Origin of the sequence: Streptococcus oralis, assembly GCF_001983955.1 — a bacterium.
In the GTDB taxonomy this organism is placed as follows: domain Bacteria; phylum Bacillota; class Bacilli; order Lactobacillales; family Streptococcaceae; genus Streptococcus; species Streptococcus jiangnanensis.
The window spans coordinates 1,947,849-1,966,910 of sequence record NZ_CP019562.1 but is presented as its reverse complement, the minus strand read 5'-3'; the positions used below and the strand labels follow the sequence as shown (position 1 = coordinate 1,966,910).

Here is a 19,062-nt window from a genome sequence, read left to right as displayed (position 1 = left end):
CTTGTGGATAAGTTTTCCTTTCTTATCTTTTTTATCCACATTTTTTAAACAAGCTTAGAAGCTTAAGTTTACTAAATAGCACTCAGTTTTCCACAGAATTCACACACTCTATTATTACTATTAACTTTCTAATACTAAAAATAAATAAAGGAGAATCCATGATTCATTTTTCAATTAATAAAAATATATTTCTACAAGCCTTAAATACTACAAAACGAGCAATCAGCTCTAAAAATGCTATTCCAATTTTATCAACAATCAAAATTGACGTTACCAATGAAGGAATTACTTTAATTGGATCAAACGGTCAAATTTCTATTGAAAATTTCATTTCTCAAAAGAATGAAGATGCTGGTCTCTTGATAACTTCTCTGGGTTCGATTCTTCTTGAAGCTTCTTTCTTTATCAATGTTGTATCCAGTCTTCCAGATGTAACGCTAGATTTCAAAGAGATTGAACAAAAACAAATTGTCTTAACAAGTGGTAAATCAGAAATTACTCTAAAAGGAAAAGATAGCGAACAGTATCCTCGTATCCAAGAAATTTCAGCTAGCACACCTTTGGTTCTTGAAACAAAACTACTCAAGAAAATTATCAATGAAACAGCATTTGCTGCAAGTACGCAAGAAAGTCGTCCCATCTTAACAGGTGTCCACTTCGTATTGAGCCAACACAAGGAACTAAAAACAGTTGCGACAGACTCACACCGCCTTAGCCAGAAGAAATTGACTCTTGAAAAAAATGGAGATGATTTCGATGTGGTGATTCCTAGCCGCTCTCTCCGCGAATTTTCAGCGGTATTTACAGATGATATTGAAACTGTAGAGATTTTCTTTGCAAATAATCAAATCCTCTTTAGAAGCGAAAATATTAGCTTCTACACTCGTCTCCTAGAAGGTAATTATCCTGATACAGATCGCTTGATTCCAACAGACTTTAACACTACAATTACTTTTGATGTGGTTAATTTGCGTCAATCTATGGAGCGTGCACGTCTCTTATCAAGTGCGACTCAAAATGGTACTGTGAAACTTGAAATTAAAGGTGGAGTTGTTAGCGCCCATGTTCACTCTCCAGAAGTTGGTAAAGTAAACGAAGAAATCGATACGGAGCATGTGACTGGTGATGATTTGACTATTAGTTTTAACCCAACTTACTTGATTGATTCCCTCAAGGCTTTAAATAGCGAGAAGGTGACCATTAGCTTTATCTCAGCAGTTCGTCCATTTACTCTTGTGCCAGCAGATACTGACGAAGATTTCATGCAGCTTATCACACCAGTTCGAACAAATTAAGTGAAAGAGGTTGAGCCTGGCTCGCCTCTTTTATGATATAATCAAAACAGAAAAGGAGAGTAGTATGTATCAAGTTGGAAATTTTGTTGAGATGAAAAAACCACATGCTTGCACAATTAAATCAACAGGTAAAAAAGCTAATCGTTGGGAAATTACACGCGTAGGGGCAGATATCAAAATCAAATGTAGCAATTGTGACCACCTTGTTATGATGAGTCGCTATGATTTTGAACGAAAAATGAATAAGATTATTGACTAAGAACCCTTAGTTAGAGGGTTAGCAAGTTTTCCCTTTTTGTGTTATAATGTTAGGGATTGAAATGAGAACGGAGAATGAGAAACTATGGCTTTAACAGCAGGTATCGTTGGTTTGCCAAACGTTGGTAAATCAACCCTTTTTAATGCAATTACAAAAGCAGGAGCAGAGGCGGCAAACTACCCATTTGCGACTATTGATCCAAACGTTGGGATGGTGGAAGTTCCAGATGAACGCCTACAAAAACTAACGGAAATGATTACTCCTAAAAAGACAGTTCCAACAACCTTTGAGTTTACAGATATTGCAGGGATTGTAAAAGGAGCTTCAAAAGGAGAAGGTCTAGGTAATAAATTCTTGGCCAATATCCGTGAAGTAGACGCGATTGTTCACGTAGTTCGTGCTTTTGATGATGAAAATGTGATGCGCGAGCAAGGACGTGAAGACGCCTTTGTGGATCCACTTGCAGATATTGATACCATTAACCTAGAATTGATTCTTGCTGACTTAGAATCAGTTAATAAACGCTACGCGCGTGTAGAAAAGATGGCACGTACGCAAAAAGATAAAGAATCAGTAGCAGAGTTTAACGTTCTTCAAAAGATTAAACCAGTCCTTGAGGATGGAAAATCAGCTCGAACTATTGAATTTACAGATGAGGAACAAAAGGTTGTCAAAGGTCTCTTCCTTTTAACCACTAAACCAGTTCTTTATGTTGCTAATGTGGATGAGGATGTCGTTTCAGATCCAGATTCTATAGACTATGTTAAACAAATTCGAGAATTTGCAGCGACAGAAAATGCAGAGGTAGTTGTTATTTCCGCGCGTGCTGAAGAAGAAATTTCTGAGTTAGATGATGAAGATAAGCAAGAGTTTCTTGAAGCACTTGGCTTGACAGAATCAGGTGTTGATAAGTTGACTCGAGCTGCTTACCATCTACTAGGACTCGGAACTTACTTTACAGCTGGTGAAAAAGAAGTCCGTGCTTGGACCTTTAAGAGAGGGATGAAAGCTCCTCAAGCAGCTGGTATTATCCACTCAGACTTTGAAAAAGGTTTCATTCGTGCGGTAACCATGTCATATGAGGATCTAGTGAAATACGGATCTGAAAAGGCTGTAAAAGAAGCTGGACGCTTACGTGAAGAAGGAAAAGAATATATCGTTCAAGATGGCGATATCATGGAATTCCGCTTTAACGTTTAATAACATTTAATAAATAGTGTCAATTAGGTTGGAAAAAAATTCCAACCCTTTTGGCTTTTGAAAGGAAAATAAATGACTAAATTACTTGTTGGATTAGGAAATCCAGGGGAAAAATATTTTGAAACCAAGCACAACGTTGGATTTATGTTGATTGACCAATTGGTCAAAAAACAAAATGTTACCTTTACACATGACAAGATATTTCAAGCTGACCTAGCATCTTTTTTCCTCAATGGAGAAAAAATTTATCTGGTCAAACCAACAACATTTATGAATGAAAGTGGAAAAGCGGTTCATGCTTTATTGACTTACTATGGTTTGGATATTGAAGATTTACTCGTTATTTACGACGATCTTGACATGGAAGTTGGGAAAATTCGTTTAAGAGCAAAGGGCTCAGCAGGTGGGCATAATGGTATCAAGTCTATTATTCAACATATAGGGACTCAGGTATTTAACCGTATTAAAATAGGTATTGGAAGACCTAAAAAAGGCACGTCAGTGGTTCACCATGTTTTAAGTAAGTTTGATCAGGATGACTATGTGGGGATTTTACAGTCTATTGACAAGGTTGACGATGCTGTAAACTACTATTTCCAAGAGAAAAACTTTGAGAAAACAATGCAGAGGTATAACGGCTAAATGGTGACTTTATTAGATTTATTCTCAGAAAATGATCAGATAAAAAAATGGCATCAAAATCTGATAGATAAGAAAAGACAACTAATACTTGGTTTATCAACGTCTACCAAGGCTCTTGCAATTGCAAGCAGCCTAGAAAAAGAAAATAAGATTGTGTTACTGACCTCGACTTATGGTGAAGCAGAACGAATTATCAGTGATCTTCTTTCTCTCTTAGGAGAGGAACTTGTCTATCCATTTTTGGTTGATGACTCTCCTATGGTAGAGTTTTTGATGTCTTCGCAAGAAAAAATCATTTCGCGGGTTGAGGCCTTGCGTTTTTTGAGTGATCCGTCTAAGAAAGGGATTTTAGTTTGTAATATCGCAGCGAGTCGGTTAATTTTACCCTCTCCGACTAGATTTAAAGAAAGTACTATAAAAATTGCAGTTGGCGAAGAATATGACCAACACGAGCTACTTCACCGGTTAAAGGAAATTGGATATCGAAAAGTTACTCAAGTACAGACACAAGGTGAGTTTAGTATTCGAGGAGACATTTTAGATATTTTTGAGATGTCTCAGTTAGAACCTTTCCGAATCGAGTTTTTTGGCGATGAAGTAGATGGTATTCGTACTTTTGAAGTTGAAACACAATTATCGAAAGAAAATCAGACAAACCTCACTATCTTTCCAGCTAGCGACATACTTTTGAGAGAAAAGGATTATCAACGAGGTCAGTCAGCTTTAGAAAAGCAAATTTCGAAGACTCTATCGCCAATTTTGAAATCCTATCTAGAAGAAATTTTGTCAAGTTTTCATCAAAAACAAGTACATTCAGATAGTCGAAAGTTTTTGTCCTTATGTTATGATAAAACATGGACTGTATTTGATTATATTGAAAAAGATACACCAGTATTCTTTGATGACTATCAAAAATTGATGAATCAGTATGAAGCCTTTGAAAGAGAATTAGCGCAATACTTTACAGAAGATTTACAGAATGGCAAATCATTTTCTGGGATGCAGTATTTTGCAGATACAGAGCAAACCTATAAAAAACAAAGTCCAGTTACCTTTTTCTCCAATCTGCAAAAGGGCTTAGGAAATCTTAAGTTTGATCACATTTATCAATTTAATCAATACCCTATGCAGGAGTTTTTCAATCAGTTTTCTTTTCTTAAAGAAGAAATTGAGCGATACAAAAAAATGGACTACACCATTGTTTTGCAGTCTAGCAATTCAATGGGAAGTAAGACGTTGGAGGATGTTTTAGAGGAATATCAGATCAAATTGGATTCCAGAGATAAGTCAAGTATCTGTAAAGAATCTGTAAACTTGATTGAGGGTAATCTAAGACATGGTTTTCATTTTGTAGATGAAAAAATTCTCTTGATTACTGAACATGAGATTTTTCAAAAGAAATTAAAACGTCGTTTTCGAAGACAACATGCTTCAAACGCAGAGCGATTAAAAGATTATAATGAACTTGAAAAAGGGGACTACGTTGTTCACCATATCCATGGAATTGGTCAATATTTAGGAATCGAAACAATTGAAATCCAAGGTATTCACCGTGATTATGTCAGTGTACAGTATCAAAATGGTGACCAAATCTCCATCCCAGTAGAGCAGATTCAGTTACTGTCTAAATATGTTTCAAGTGATGGGAAACCTCCAAAACTTAATAAATTAAATGATGGTCATTTTAAAAAAGCCAAGCAAAAAGTTAAGAGCCAGGTGGAGGATATAGCTGACGATTTAATCAAACTCTATTCTGAACGCAGTCAATTGAAAGGCTTTGCTTTTTCAACTGATGATGATGAGCAACATGCTTTTGATGATGCTTTCCCTTATGTTGAAACGGATGATCAACTTCGTAGTATTGAGGAAATTAAGAGAGATATGCAGGATTCTCATCCCATGGATCGACTTTTAGTTGGGGATGTTGGTTTTGGAAAGACTGAAGTTGCAATGCGTGCTGCTTTTAAGGCAGTCAATGATCACAAACAGGTTGTCGTTCTAGTTCCAACGACGGTTTTAGCGCAACAGCACTATACGAATTTTAAGGAACGATTCCAAAATTTTGCTGTTAATATTGATGTGTTGAGTCGCTTTAGAAGTAAAAAAGAGCAGGCAGAAACACTTGAAAAACTAAAGAATGGTCAAGTCGATATTTTGATTGGAACGCATCGTGTTTTGTCAAAAGATGTTGTGTTTTCTGATTTGGGCTTGATGATTATTGATGAGGAACAACGATTCGGTGTTAAGCATAAGGAAACTTTGAAAGAACTGAAAAAACAAGTGGATGTTCTAACCTTGACAGCAACGCCGATTCCTCGTACTCTTCATATGTCTATGCTAGGAATCAGAGACTTGTCTGTTATTGAAACTCCTCCAACCAATCGCTATCCTGTTCAAACCTATGTATTAGAGAAGAATGATAGTGTCATTCGTGATGCTGTCTTGCGTGAAATGGAGCGTGGAGGTCAAGTTTACTATCTTTACAACAAAGTTGACACTATTGATAAGAAGGTTTCAGAATTACAGGAGTTGATTCCAGAGGCTTCGATTGGATATGTTCATGGACAAATGAGTGAAATTCAGTTGGAAAATACTCTACTTGATTTCATTGAAGGTCAGTATGATATTTTGGTGACGACTACTATTATTGAGACAGGGGTAGATATTCCAAATGCCAATACCTTATTTATTGAAAATGCAGACCATATGGGTTTGTCAACCTTGTATCAATTAAGAGGAAGAGTCGGTCGTAGTAATCGTATTGCTTATGCCTATCTCATGTATCGTCCAGAAAAATCAATCAGTGAAGTCTCTGAAAAGAGATTAGAAGCGATTAAGGGATTTACAGAATTAGGCTCAGGATTTAAGATTGCGATGCGAGATCTTTCGATTCGTGGAGCAGGAAATCTCCTAGGAAAATCGCAGTCTGGTTTCATTGATTCTGTTGGTTTTGAATTGTATTCACAGTTATTAGAGGAAGCTATCGCTAAACGGAACGGTAATGGGAATAAAAGAATCAAAGGAAATGCTGAGTTGATTTTACAAATCGACGCCTATCTTCCTGACACTTATATTTCTGATCAACGACATAAGATTGAAATTTACAAGAAAATTCGTCAAATTGACAATCGTGTAAACTATGAAGAACTACAAGAAGAATTGATGGATCGTTTTGGAGAATACCCAGATGTAGTAGCATATCTTTTAGAGATTGGTTTGGTCAAGTCATATTTTGACAAGGTATTTGTAGAACGTGTGGAAAGAAAAGAAAATAAGATTACAGTTCAATTTGAAAAAGTCACTCAACGACTATTCTTGGCTCAAGATTATTTTAAAGCTTTATCCGCAACGAACTTAAAAGCAGCCATAGCTGAGAATAAGGGATTAATGGAAGTTGTATTCGATGTCCGAAACAAGAAGGATTATGAAATTTTAGAAGGTTTGCTGATTTTTGGAGAAAGTTTATTAGAGATAAAAGAATCAAAGGAAGCAAATCCCATTTAACATTTTTCTTCTATAAAAAGGATAAAAATGGTACAATAATAATTTGAGGTAATAAAAATGAGATTAGACAAGTATTTAAAAGTATCACGAATTATTAAGCGCCGCACAGTCGCAAAAGAAGTAGCAGATAAAGGTAGAATCAAGGTGAACGGAATCTTGGCCAAAAGTTCAACGGATTTGAAAGTTGATGACCAAGTTGAAATTCGCTTTGGAAATAAGTTGTTGCTTGTTAAAGTACTAGAAATGAAAGATAGTACAAAAAAAGAAGACGCAGCAGGCATGTATGAAATTCTCAGTGAAACACGGGTAGAAGAAAATGTCTAAAAATATTGTACAGATGAATAATTCTTTTATTCAAAATGAACATCAACGTCGTCGTTACCTGATGAAGGAGAGACAAAAACGAAATCGTTTTATGGGTTGGGTCCTTATTTTGATGATCTTGTTGTTTATTTTACCAACTTATAACTTGGCTCAAAGCTATGATCAGTTACTGCAACGTCGTCAGCAATTAACAGAGTTGAAAGAGCAGTACCAAACTCTTAGTGATGAAAAGGATAAGGAATCCGCCTTTGCTGCAAAGTTGAAAGATGAAGACTATGTAGCAAAATATGCACGCGCCAAGTACTATTACTCAAAGAAACGAGAAGCAATTTACACAATTCCTGATTTGCTTCCGAGGTAATGTCATGGAAAATTTATTGGAAGTTGTTGAGCAATTTTTAAGTTTGTCAGATGAAAAATTAGAGGAATTGGCAGCTAAAAACCATTTATTACGATTACAAGAAGAAAGGGAAGAGAAGAATGCGTAAGTTCTTAGTAGTTTTATTGCTACCTGCTTTTATCATAACTTCAAGAGTAGTTAGCACAGAAAAACAGCTTCCTTACTCTTCGCAAGAAATTTATTATCTAACTGAGTCTGATTATGGATTCTACTATAAAGAAACTCTGGAATCCCCAATGGTATACGGAGAAACAGCAGTCTATGCTAATGAGGATCTTGTCAGGGAGTCTGGTAAATTGACTCCTGAAAACACCTTTAAAATCATAGAATGGCGTTTGAATAGACAAGGTGTTCCTGTTTTTAAACTAGATAATCACCAGTTTATCCTTGCAGATAAGCGTTTAGTCTATGATCAAAGTCAAGTTCAAACTCAAAATAGACAAGTATGGTTGGAACCAGGGTTTGTTATCTATAACAGCCCCTATGATGCTAAAGAAATTTCTTCATCCCTCTCTCCTTATCAACGCGTAACAGTGGATAGAACCCTCTTTGCTGAGGGACAAGAATTACTTCATATTGATCAAGTTGGGTGGGTATCAAAAGAGTTCGTTTCAGAAGAAGATAATCGCATCCAGAAGGTTCAAGAAATCTTATCAAACAACTATCAGAATGAAAATTACTCTATTTATGTTAAACAGCTGAGTACAGGTAAAGATGCTGGGGTGAATGAAGACAACAAACTCTATGCAGCCAGTATCTTGAAACTGGCCTACCTTTATTATGCTCAGGACAAGATAAATCAAGGCGACTATACGCTGGACAGTAGCTTCAAGTATATCCCCGAAGTAAATAGCTTTCCTGGCTCCTATAAACCAGAAGGTAGTGGTAGTTTACCTAAAAAAGAAGACAGCAAAGATTACAGTCTCAAACAGTTAATTACCAAGGTAACAAAAGAGTCTGATAATGTTGCTCATAATATTTTAGGTTATTATGTGACCAATCAATCTGACGGGGCTTTTAAAGAAAAAATGTCCACCATTATGGGTGAAGATTGGGATGTGAATGATAAATTGACTTCTTCAAAAATGGCTGGAAAGGTCATGGAAGCTATTTATAATCAGAATGGTTTTGTCCTAGAGTCTCTAAGCAAGACTGATTTTGACAATCAAAGAATTGCAAAAGGTGTTTCGGTTAAGGTAGCTCATAAAATTGGAGATGCCGACGAGTATAAACATGACACTGCCATTGTCTATACGGATTCTCCTTTCGTTCTTTCTATTTTCACCAAAAATTCTGATTATTACACTATTGCTAAGATAGCTAAGGAGGTCTATGAGGTTCTAAAATGAGGGAACGGGATTTTTTAAATCATTTTCTCCGAAAAGAGCATTTCAAAAAACATTCTAAAGTCGTGTTAGCTTTATCTGGTGGACTGGATTCAATGTTTTTATTCCAGCTATTGTCTACTTACCAAAAAGAGTTGGAAATTGAGTTGATTTTAGCACATGTCAATCACAAGCAGAGAAGTGAGTCTGACTGGGAGGAAAATGAACTAAGGAAGTTAGCTGATGCAGCTGAACTTCCTATTTATATCACAAGCTTTTCAGGAGACTTTTCAGAAGCGCGTGCTCGAGAGTTTCGTTATGATTTTTTTAGGAAAATCATGAAAGAGGTTGGAGCAATTGCCTTGGTTACTGCCCACCATGCAGATGATCAGGTTGAAACGATTTTGATGCGCTTAATTCGAGGTAGTCGACTACGTCATTTAACAGGAATAAAAGAAAGTCAAGTAGTTGATGGAATTGAAATCATCCGTCCCTTGTTGAGTTTTCATAAAAAGGATTTTCTACCAATTGCTCATTTCGAAGATCAAACAAATCAGGAAAGTACCTATTTTCGCAATCGCATTCGGAATAGGTATTTACCAGAACTTGAAAAAGAAAATCCTCGCCTTAAATCTGCCCTTTTAGATTTAGGAAGGGAGATTTCAGATTACCAAGTAGCCATAACGGAGCTTTCTAAACAAATTGATGTGGAAGATTTGAATGAGCTATTTTCATACTCTCAACAAACTCAAGGAATCTTGCTCCAGAACTATCTTAATCAATTTCCAGACTTAAATCTGACAAAGGCTCAGTTTGCTGAAGTTCGACAGATTTTAGAAACTAAAAGCCAGTATCGTCATTCTCTTAAAAATGGCTATGAATTGATAAAAGAGTATCAGAATTTTCGAGTTTGCAAAATCAGTCCACAGGCCGATGAAAAGGAAGATGAACTTGTGTTACACTATCAAAATCAAGTTCGATATATGGGCTATTTATTTTCCTTTGGCATCCCTATTGAAGGGGATTTTGTTCAAAAAGTAACGGTTTCACGGGAAACATCTGTACATATTAGATGTCGAAAACCTGGCGATGTTATTATCCTAAATGGTCATCGAAAGAAACTGAGACGCTTATTTATAGATTTAAAAATCCCTATTGAAAAACGAAAAACAACCCCTATTATTGAGCAATTTGGAGAAATTGTCTCAATTTTAGGAATTGCGACCAGTGATTTGAGTAAAAACACGAAAAATGATATAATGAACACTGTAATTTATATAGAAAAAATAGATAGGTAAAAAGATGTTAGAACACGATATTAAAAAAATCCTCGTTTCACATGATGAAATTACAGAAGCAGCTAAAAAGCTAGGTGAACAACTAACAAAAGAGTATGAGGGGAAAAATCCAATTCTTATTGGAATTTTGAAAGGATCGATTCCTTTTATGGCTGAATTGGTCAAACATATTGATACGCATATCGAGATGGACTTCATGATGGTATCTAGTTACCATGGTGGAACAGCAAGTAGTGGTGTGATCAATATCAAGCAAGACGTGACTCAAGATATCAAAGGAAGACATGTTTTATTTGTAGAGGATATCATCGATACAGGTCAAACCTTGAAAAATTTGCGAGATATGTTTATTGAAAGAGAAGCAGCTTCTGTTAAAATCGCGACTTTGTTGGATAAACCAGAGGGACGTGTTGTTGAAATTGAAGCGGATTATACTTGCTTTACTATTCCAAATGAGTTTGTAGTAGGTTATGGTCTAGATTATAAAGAAAATTATCGTAACCTTCCTTATGTCGGAGTATTGAAAGAAGAAGTTTATTCAAATTAGAAAGATCTATCTTTAATGAAAAAACAAAATAATGGTTTAGTTAGAAATCCATTTCTCTACTTGTTAATTATCTTCTTCCTAGTGACAGGATTCCAGTATTTTTACTCTGGAAATACTACTGGACGAAGCGAAAAAATTAACTATACAGAACTGGTAAAAGAAATTACAGCAGACAATGTAAAAGAATTAACCTATCAGCCAAATGGTAGCGTCATTGAAGTGTCTGGTGTTTATAAAAATTCTAAGACTGGTAAAGAAGAAACGGGAATTCAATTTTTCCCTCCTACAGCTACAACAGTAGAAAGATTCTCAAGTACTATTCTTCCGTCTGATTCAACAGTTTCAGAATTGCAAAAACTTGCTTCTGAACATAAGGCGGAGGTAACGGTTAAACATGAGAGTTCGAGCGGTATGTGGATCAATATCCTTGTCTCTGTTGTGCCGTTTGCTATTCTCTTCTTCTTCCTATTCTCTATGATGGGAAATATGGGAGGAAACAATAGTAGAAATCCAATGAGTTTTGGACGTAGCAAAGCCAAAGCTGCTAACAAAGAAGATATCAAGGTACGATTCTCAGATGTTGCTGGTGCCGAGGAAGAAAAACAAGAATTAGTAGAAGTTGTTGAATTCCTAAAAGATCCAAAACGATTTACAAAACTTGGAGCCCGCATTCCAGCAGGTGTTCTTTTGGAGGGTCCTCCGGGAACAGGTAAAACTTTGCTTGCTAAGGCAGTTGCTGGAGAAGCAGGAGTTCCATTCTTTAGCATCTCAGGATCTGACTTTGTAGAAATGTTTGTCGGAGTTGGTGCAAGCCGCGTTCGTTCTCTTTTTGAGGATGCAAAAAAAGCAGCGCCAGCCATCATCTTTATCGATGAAATTGATGCTGTTGGTCGCCAACGTGGTGTCGGCCTCGGTGGAGGAAATGATGAACGTGAACAAACCTTGAACCAACTCTTGATTGAAATGGATGGTTTTGAGGGAAATGAAGGAATCATCGTTATCGCTGCGACAAACCGTTCAGATGTCCTTGATCCAGCTCTTCTCCGCCCAGGACGTTTTGATAGAAAAGTCTTGGTTGGTCGCCCTGATGTTAAAGGTCGTGAAGCAATCTTGAAAGTTCACGCTAAAAACAAACCTCTAGCAGAAGATGTTGATTTGAAATTAGTTGCCCAACAAACTCCAGGTTTTGTGGGAGCTGACTTGGAAAATGTTCTAAATGAGGCGGCCTTAGTTGCTGCTCGTCGCAACAAATCAATTATTGATGCTTCAGATATTGATGAGGCAGAGGACAGAGTGATTGCTGGACCATCTAAGAAAGATAAAACAGTATCACAAAGAGAACGTGAATTGGTTGCTTATCATGAGGCTGGACATACCATTGTTGGTTTAGTCTTGTCAAATGCCCGTGTTGTTCATAAAGTTACCATTGTACCACGTGGACGTGCAGGTGGCTACATGATTGCACTTCCGAAAGAGGATCAAATGCTTCTATCCAAAGAAGACATGAAAGAACAATTAGCAGGTTTGATGGGTGGTCGTGTAGCTGAAGAGATTATCTTTAATGTCCAAACTACAGGAGCTTCAAATGACTTTGAACAAGCCACACAGATGGCGCGTGCTATGGTCACTGAATACGGTATGAGTGAAAAACTTGGCCCAGTTCAATACGAAGGTAATCATGCTATGTTTGGTGCACAAAGTCCTCAAAAATCAATTTCAGAGCAAACAGCCTATGAGATTGATGAGGAAGTTCGTTCATTATTAAATGAGGCACGAAACAAAGCTGCTGAAATTATCCAATCAAATCGTGAAACTCATAAGTTGATTGCAGAAGCATTGTTGAAATACGAAACATTAGATAGTACACAGATTAAATCTCTTTACGAAACAGGGAAAATGCCTGAGACAGTAGAAGAGGAATCCCATGCACTATCTTATGATGAAGTAAAATCAAAAATGAGTGAAGAAAAATAAATTTAGAGAGGTTCAACCTCTCTTTTTATGTTCTAATGTGATGGCTACCGAGCAGATGCATTGATAGTTGACCCTCCTCGTACAGGCTTAGATGATAAGCTACTGGATACCATTCTGACCTATGTTCCAAAAAAAAATGGTCTATGTATCCTGCAATGTTTCAACCTTGGCACGAGATTTGGTTAAACTAGTAAAAGTCTATGATCTCAAGTATATCCAGTCGGTCGATATGTTTCCCCACACTGCACGAACAGAAGCAGTGGTTAAATTAGTGAAGAAAAGAAAAAATTAAATTCACTGAAAAAAGTCCTTGACAAAGGTAAAAAAGTAGGTATAATAGAAAGAGTTGAAAAGCTCAGGTCCGTTGGTCAAGGGGTTAAGACACCGCCTTTTCACGGCGGTAACACGGGTTCGAATCCCGTACGGACTATGGTGTATTGCGGTTAAAAAAACTTGAAAAAAGTTTAAAAAATCTGTTGACAGAGACAGGTAGCTGTGATATACTAATATAGTTGTCGCTTGAGAGAGAATGAGTGACAAAGACCTTTGAAAACTGAACAAGACGAACCAATGTGCAGGGCACTATAACTGAGGTTATAGTACTGAACAATGAAAAAACAATAAATCTGTCAGTGACAGAAATGAGTGAGAACTCAAACTTTTAATGAGAGTTTGATCCTGGCTCAGGACGAACGCTGGCGGCGTGCCTAATACATGCAAGTAGAACGCTGAAGGAGGAGCTTGCTTCTCTGGATGAGTTGCGAACGGGTGAGTAACGCGTAGGTAACCTGCCTGGTAGCGGGGGATAACTATTGGAAACGATAGCTAATACCGCATAAGAGTAGATGTTGCATGACATTTGCTTAAAAGGTGCAATTGCATCACTACCAGATGGACCTGCGTTGTATTAGCTAGTTGGTGAGGTAACGGCTCACCAAGGCGACGATACATAGCCGACCTGAGAGGGTGATCGGCCACACTGGGACTGAGACACGGCCCAGACTCCTACGGGAGGCAGCAGTAGGGAATCTTCGGCAATGGACGGAAGTCTGACCGAGCAACGCCGCGTGAGTGAAGAAGGTTTTCGGATCGTAAAGCTCTGTTGTAAGAGAAGAACGAGTGTGAGAGTGGAAAGTTCACACTGTGACGGTATCTTACCAGAAAGGGACGGCTAACTACGTGCCAGCAGCCGCGGTAATACGTAGGTCCCGAGCGTTGTCCGGATTTATTGGGCGTAAAGCGAGCGCAGGCGGTTAGATAAGTCTGAAGTTAAAGGCTGTGGCTTAACCATAGTACGCTTTGGAAACTGTTTAACTTGAGTGCAAGAGGGGAGAGTGGAATTCCATGTGTAGCGGTGAAATGCGTAGATATATGGAGGAACACCGGTGGCGAAAGCGGCTCTCTGGCTTGTAACTGACGCTGAGGCTCGAAAGCGTGGGGAGCAAACAGGATTAGATACCCTGGTAGTCCACGCCGTAAACGATGAGTGCTAGGTGTTAGACCCTTTCCGGGGTTTAGTGCCGCAGCTAACGCATTAAGCACTCCGCCTGGGGAGTACGACCGCAAGGTTGAAACTCAAAGGAATTGACGGGGGCCCGCACAAGCGGTGGAGCATGTGGTTTAATTCGAAGCAACGCGAAGAACCTTACCAGGTCTTGACATCCCTCTGACCGCTCTAGAGATAGAGTTTTCCTTCGGGACAGAGGTGACAGGTGGTGCATGGTTGTCGTCAGCTCGTGTCGTGAGATGTTGGGTTAAGTCCCGCAACGAGCGCAACCCCTATTGTTAGTTGCCATCATTCAGTTGGGCACTCTAGCGAGACTGCCGGTAATAAACCGGAGGAAGGTGGGGATGACGTCAAATCATCATGCCCCTTATGACCTGGGCTACACACGTGCTACAATGGCTGGTACAACGAGTCGCAAGCCGGTGACGGCAAGCTAATCTCTTAAAGCCAGTCTCAGTTCGGATTGTAGGCTGCAACTCGCCTACATGAAGTCGGAATCGCTAGTAATCGCGGATCAGCACGCCGCGGTGAATACGTTCCCGGGCCTTGTACACACCGCCCGTCACACCACGAGAGTTTGTAACACCCGAAGTCGGTGAGGTAACCTTTTAGGAGCCAGCCGCCTAAGGTGGGATAGATGATTGGGGTGAAGTCGTAACAAGGTAGCCGTATCGGAAGGTGCGGCTGGATCACCTCCTTTCTAAGGATAAGGAACTGCACATTGGTCTTGTTTAGTCTTGAGAGGTCTTGTGGGGCCTTAGCTCAGCTGGGAGAGCGCCTGCTTTGCACGCAGGAGGTCAGCGGTTCGATCCCGCTAGGCTCCATTGGTGAGAGATCACCAAGTAATGCACATTGAAAATTGAATATCTATATCAAATAGTAACAAGAAAATGAACCGAAACGCTGTAGTATTAAAAGAGTTTATGACTGAAAGGTCAAAAAATAAGGTTAAGTTAATAAGGGCGCACGGTGGATGCCTTGGCACTAGGAGCCGAAGAAGGACGTGACAAACGACGATATGCCTTGGGTAGCTGTAAGTAAGCGATGATCCAGGGATTTCCGAATGGGGGAACCCAACAGGTACTACCTGTTACCCGCATCTGTTAAGGATGTGAGGAGGAAGACGCAGTGAACTGAAACATCTAAGTAGCTGCAGGAAGAGAAAGCAAAAGCGATTGCCTTAGTAGCGGCGAGCGAAACGGCAGGAGGGCAAACCGAAGAGTTTACTCTTCGGGGTTGTAGGACTGCAATGTGGACTCAAAGATTATAGAAGAATGATTTGGGAAGATCAGCCAAAGAGAGTAATAGCCTCGTATTTAAAATAGTCTTTGTACCTAGCAGTATCCTGAGTACGGCGGGACACGTGAAATCCCGTCGGAATCTGGGAGGACCATCTCCCAACCCTAAATACTCCCTAGTGACCGATAGTGAACCAGTACCGTGAGGGAAAGGTGAAAAGCACCCCGGGAGGGGAGTGAAATAGAACCTGAAACCGTGTGCCTACAACAAGTTCGAGCCCGTTAATGGGTGAGAGCGTGCCTTTTGTAGAATGAACCGGCGAGTTACGATATGATGCGAGGTTAAGTTGAAGAGACGGAGCCGCAGGGAAACCGAGTCTGAATAGGGCGCCTTAGTATCATGTCGTAGACCCGAAACCATGTGACCTACCCATGAGCAGGTTGAAGGTGCGGTAAGACGCACTGGAGGACCGAACCAGGGCACGTTGAAAAGTGCTTGGATGACTTGTGGGTAGCGGAGAAATTCCAAACGAACTTGGAGATAGCTGGTTCTCTCCGAAATAGCTTTAGGGCTAGCGTCGACATCAAGATTCTTGGAGGTAGAGCACTGTTTGGGTGAGGGGTCCATCCCGGATTACCAATCTCAGATAAACTCCGAATGCCAATGAATTATGGTCGGCAGTCAGACTGCGAGTGCTAAGATCCGTAGTCGAAAGGGAAACAGCCCAGACCACCAGCTAAGGTCCCAAAATAATTGTTAAGTGGAAAAGGATGTGGGGTTGCACAGACAACTAGGATGTTAGCTTAGAAGCAGCTATTCATTCAAAGAGTGCGTAATAGCTCACTAGTCGAGTGACCCTGCGCCGAAAATGTACCGGGGCTAAAACAATTTACCGAAGCTGTGGATACCTTTATAGGTATGGTAGGAGAGCGTTCTATGTGTGAAGAAGGTATACCGTGAGGAGTGCTGGAACGCATAGAAGTGAGAATGCCGGTATGAGTAGCGAAAGACAGGTGAGAATCCTGTCCACCGTAAGACTAAGGTTTCCAGGGGAAGGCTCGTCCGCCCTGGGTTAGTCGGGACCTAAGGAGAGACCGAAAGGTGTATCCGATGGACAACAGGTTGATATTCCTGTACTAGAGTATGTAGTGATGGAGGGACGCAGTAGGCTAACTAAAGCAGACGAATGGAAGTGTCTGTCTAAGCAGTGAGGTGTGATATGAGTCAAATGCTTATATCTATAACATTGAGCTGTGATGGGGAGCGAAGTTTAGTAGCGAAGTTAGTGACGTCACACTGCCAAGAAAAGCTTCTAGCGTTTAAACATACTCTACCCGTACCGCAAACCGACACAGGTAGTCGAGGCGAGTAGCCTCAGGTGAGCGAGAGAACTCTCGTTAAGGAACTCGGCAAAATGACCCCGTAACTTCGGGAGAAGGGGTGCTGACTTTAGGTCAGCCGCAGTGAATAGGCCCAAGCAACTGTTTATCAAAAACACAGCTCTCTGCTAAATCGTAAGATGATGTATAGGGGGTGACGCCTGCCCGGTGCTGGAAGGTTAAGAGGAGTGCTTAGCGTAAGCGAAGGTATGAATTGAAGCCCCAGTAAACGGCGGCCGTAACTATAACGGTCCTAAGGTAGCGAAATTCCTTGTCGGGTAAGTTCCGACCCGCACGAAAGGCGTAATGATTTGGGCACTGTCTCAACGAGAGACTCGGTGAAATTTTAGTACCTGTGAAGATGCAGGTTACCCGCGACAGGACGGAAAGACCCCATGGAGCTTTACTGCAGTTTGATATTGAGTGTCTGTACCACATGTACAGGATAGGTAGGAGTCTATGAGATCGGGACGCCAGTTTCGAAGGAGACGTTGTTGGGATACTACCCTTGTGTTATGGCCACTCTAACCCGGATAGGTTATCCCTATCGGAGACAGTGTCTGACGGGCAGTTTGACTGGGGCGGTCGCCTCCTAAAAGGTAACGGAGGCGCCCAAAGGTTCCCTCAGAATGGTTGGAAATCATTCGCAGAGTGTAAAGGTATAAGGGAGCTTGACTGCGAGAGCTACAACTCGAGCAGGGACGAAAGTCGGGCTTAGTGATCCGGTGGTTCCGTATGGAAGGGCCATCGCTCAACGGATAAAAGCTACCCTGGGGATAACAGGCTTATCTCCCCCAAGAGTTCACATCGACGGGGAGGTTTGGCACCTCGATGTCGGCTCGTCGCATCCTGGGGCTGTAGTCGGTCCCAAGGGTTGGGCTGTTCGCCCATTAAAGCGGCACGCGAGCTGGGTTCAGAACGTCGTGAGACAGTTCGGTCCCTATCCGTCGCGGGCGTAGGAAATTTGAGAGGATCTGCTCCTAGTACGAGAGGACCAGAGTGGACTTACCGCTGGTGTACCAGTTGTCTTGCCAAAGGCATCGCTGGGTAGCTATGTAGGGAAGGGATAAACGCTGAAAGCATCTAAGTGTGAAACCCACCTCAAGATGAGATTTCCCATGATTTTATATCAGTAAGAGCCCTGAGAGATGATCAGGTAGATAGGTTAGAAGTGGAAGTGTGGCGACACATGTAGCGGACTAATACTAATAGCTCGAGGACTTATCCAAAGTAACTGAGAATACGAAGTGTGAGGTTTTCTTGGTATTTGATAGATATTCAATTTTGAGTAGGTATTACTCAGAGTTAAGTGACGATAGCCTAGGAGATACACCTGTACCCATGCCGAACACAGCAGTTAAGCCCTAGAACGCCGGAAGTAGTTGGGGGTTGCCCCCTGTGAGATATGGAAGTCGCTTAGCTTTTATCCGCCATAGCTCAGTTGGTAGTAGCGCATGACTGTTAATCATGATGTCGTAGGTTCGAGTCCTACTGGCGGAGTATAAATCAAAACGTTCAACTGAGCGTTTTTTTATTTATAAATATGGTGGACTGTTGAAATTTCAAATTTTAATTTTTAAATCTGTAATTACCTCTTTATTTTATTTTTAGTTCGTTTAGCTTTAAATTCTTCTTTTACAGGATTTGAAGCTTTTTTAGTTCCTTTTTTTGTTAGACTAGTGTTAATAATAAGAAAGGAATTTTTTATATGCTTCAAAATTTTTATGATCGAACATTTGTTTTTTTGAAATTAGTTGAACAAGAATATGCCTCTTTAGGCCAGAGTTGTTCAGAGTGGGAATCACTTCATCTTCGTTTTTTACTATATTACTTAATCCGATTTAAAATTAAAAGTGATAGGGACTTTTCTCTATATCACTTTAGAACAGCTTATCGTCTATATCTAGAGAAATTACTGCAAGGTGGTACAACTCTTATCCAATAGGAAGCATCTATATCATAATTACGAACGATTGTTGTAGTTAGTTTTTAAAAAATATAGAATTAGCTTATAATCAAAGGCTTCGGTATTCAGAAATGAAAGAATTTCCAAATCTTTTCTACTGTTTCTTCTTGATAAAATAGTGTTTTTTTCTTATAATAAATTGTAAGATATAATTGCGGGTGAAATTCCTGCCATGTATATGAGAAAGGACGAGCTCCTAGTAG

Annotated in this window: 13 protein-coding genes, 3 tRNA genes, 3 rRNA genes and 1 pseudogene; all 20 read left to right on the top strand. The window is 39.8% G+C overall.

What is annotated here, in order from left to right:
• Positions 1-158 precede the first annotated feature (158 nt).
• The gene (dnaN, locus tag BWR56_RS09830) at positions 159-1,295 is read left to right on the top strand and encodes a DNA polymerase III subunit beta (protein ID WP_049505008.1); all 1,137 of its coding nucleotides are present in this window, start codon (positions 159-161) and stop codon (positions 1,293-1,295) included.
• 64 nt (positions 1,296-1,359) lie between these two features.
• Positions 1,360-1,554 carry a DUF951 domain-containing protein gene (locus BWR56_RS09825; RefSeq protein ID WP_000285184.1) on the top strand — a complete coding sequence of 65 codons (195 nt, stop codon included), beginning with the start codon at positions 1,360-1,362 and terminating at the stop codon, positions 1,552-1,554.
• Positions 1,555-1,638: 84 nt separating this feature from the next.
• On the top strand, positions 1,639-2,754 hold the full coding sequence (ychF, locus tag BWR56_RS09820; protein WP_001218700.1) for a redox-regulated ATPase YchF: 1,116 nt from the start codon (positions 1,639-1,641) through the stop codon (positions 2,752-2,754).
• 72 nt (positions 2,755-2,826) lie between these two features.
• Complete coding sequence (gene pth / locus BWR56_RS09815) at positions 2,827-3,396, top strand: aminoacyl-tRNA hydrolase (RefSeq protein ID WP_076984881.1); 570 nt, start codon at positions 2,827-2,829, stop codon at positions 3,394-3,396.
• Complete coding sequence (mfd, locus tag BWR56_RS09810; protein ID WP_076984880.1) at positions 3,397-6,900, top strand: transcription-repair coupling factor; 3,504 nt, start codon at positions 3,397-3,399, stop codon at positions 6,898-6,900.
• A gap of 57 nt (positions 6,901-6,957) precedes the next feature.
• A complete protein-coding gene (locus BWR56_RS09805) occupies positions 6,958-7,224 on the top strand; it encodes an RNA-binding S4 domain-containing protein (protein ID WP_001234975.1) in 267 nt (88 codons plus the stop codon).
• The gene (locus tag BWR56_RS09800; protein WP_000041922.1) at positions 7,217-7,585 is read left to right on the top strand and encodes a septum formation initiator family protein; all 369 of its coding nucleotides are present in this window, start codon (positions 7,217-7,219) and stop codon (positions 7,583-7,585) included. The genes BWR56_RS09805 and BWR56_RS09800 overlap by 8 nt, the downstream gene beginning before the upstream one ends.
• A gap of 4 nt (positions 7,586-7,589) precedes the next feature.
• The gene (locus BWR56_RS10050) at positions 7,590-7,712 is read left to right on the top strand and encodes an SP_0009 family protein (protein ID WP_000429343.1); all 123 of its coding nucleotides are present in this window, start codon (positions 7,590-7,592) and stop codon (positions 7,710-7,712) included.
• Entirely contained in the window at positions 7,705-8,973 is a 1,269-nt protein-coding gene (locus tag BWR56_RS09795; RefSeq protein ID WP_076984879.1) for a serine hydrolase, read from the top strand. The genes BWR56_RS10050 and BWR56_RS09795 overlap by 8 nt, the downstream gene beginning before the upstream one ends.
• Positions 8,970-10,247, top strand: a complete 1,278-nt coding sequence (gene tilS / locus BWR56_RS09790) for a tRNA lysidine(34) synthetase TilS (RefSeq protein ID WP_076984878.1) — start codon at positions 8,970-8,972, stop codon at positions 10,245-10,247. The genes BWR56_RS09795 and tilS overlap by 4 nt, the downstream gene beginning before the upstream one ends.
• A gap of 4 nt (positions 10,248-10,251) precedes the next feature.
• The gene (gene hpt, locus BWR56_RS09785; RefSeq protein ID WP_061853362.1) at positions 10,252-10,794 is read left to right on the top strand and encodes a hypoxanthine phosphoribosyltransferase; all 543 of its coding nucleotides are present in this window, start codon (positions 10,252-10,254) and stop codon (positions 10,792-10,794) included.
• A gap of 15 nt (positions 10,795-10,809) precedes the next feature.
• Positions 10,810-12,768, top strand: a complete 1,959-nt coding sequence (gene ftsH / locus BWR56_RS09780; protein WP_076984877.1) for an ATP-dependent zinc metalloprotease FtsH — start codon at positions 10,810-10,812, stop codon at positions 12,766-12,768.
• A gap of 39 nt (positions 12,769-12,807) precedes the next feature.
• A pseudogene (locus tag BWR56_RS10040) lies at positions 12,808-13,060 on the top strand (23S rRNA (uracil(1939)-C(5))-methyltransferase RlmD); the annotation flags it as partial.
• Positions 13,061-13,126: 66 nt separating this feature from the next.
• Positions 13,127-13,198: transfer RNA gene (locus BWR56_RS09770), tRNA-Glu, on the top strand.
• Between the two features lie 230 nt (positions 13,199-13,428).
• A 16S ribosomal RNA gene (locus BWR56_RS09760) occupies positions 13,429-14,975 on the top strand.
• A 51-nt stretch (positions 14,976-15,026) separates the two neighbouring features.
• Positions 15,027-15,099 (top strand) — tRNA-Ala (locus BWR56_RS09755).
• A gap of 122 nt (positions 15,100-15,221) precedes the next feature.
• Positions 15,222-18,122: ribosomal RNA gene (locus BWR56_RS09750) — 23S ribosomal RNA — on the top strand.
• Between the two features lie 76 nt (positions 18,123-18,198).
• Positions 18,199-18,314, top strand: a 5S ribosomal RNA gene (gene rrf, locus BWR56_RS09745).
• Together the 16S, 23S and 5S rRNA genes with 3 tRNA genes alongside form the textbook arrangement of a ribosomal RNA operon.
• Positions 18,315-18,319: 5 nt before the next feature.
• Positions 18,320-18,393, top strand: a tRNA-Asn gene (locus BWR56_RS09740).
• Between the two features lie 208 nt (positions 18,394-18,601).
• The gene (comW, locus tag BWR56_RS10035; protein ID WP_049506375.1) at positions 18,602-18,838 is read left to right on the top strand and encodes a sigma(X)-activator ComW; all 237 of its coding nucleotides are present in this window, start codon (positions 18,602-18,604) and stop codon (positions 18,836-18,838) included.
• Positions 18,839-19,062 lie beyond the last annotated feature (224 nt).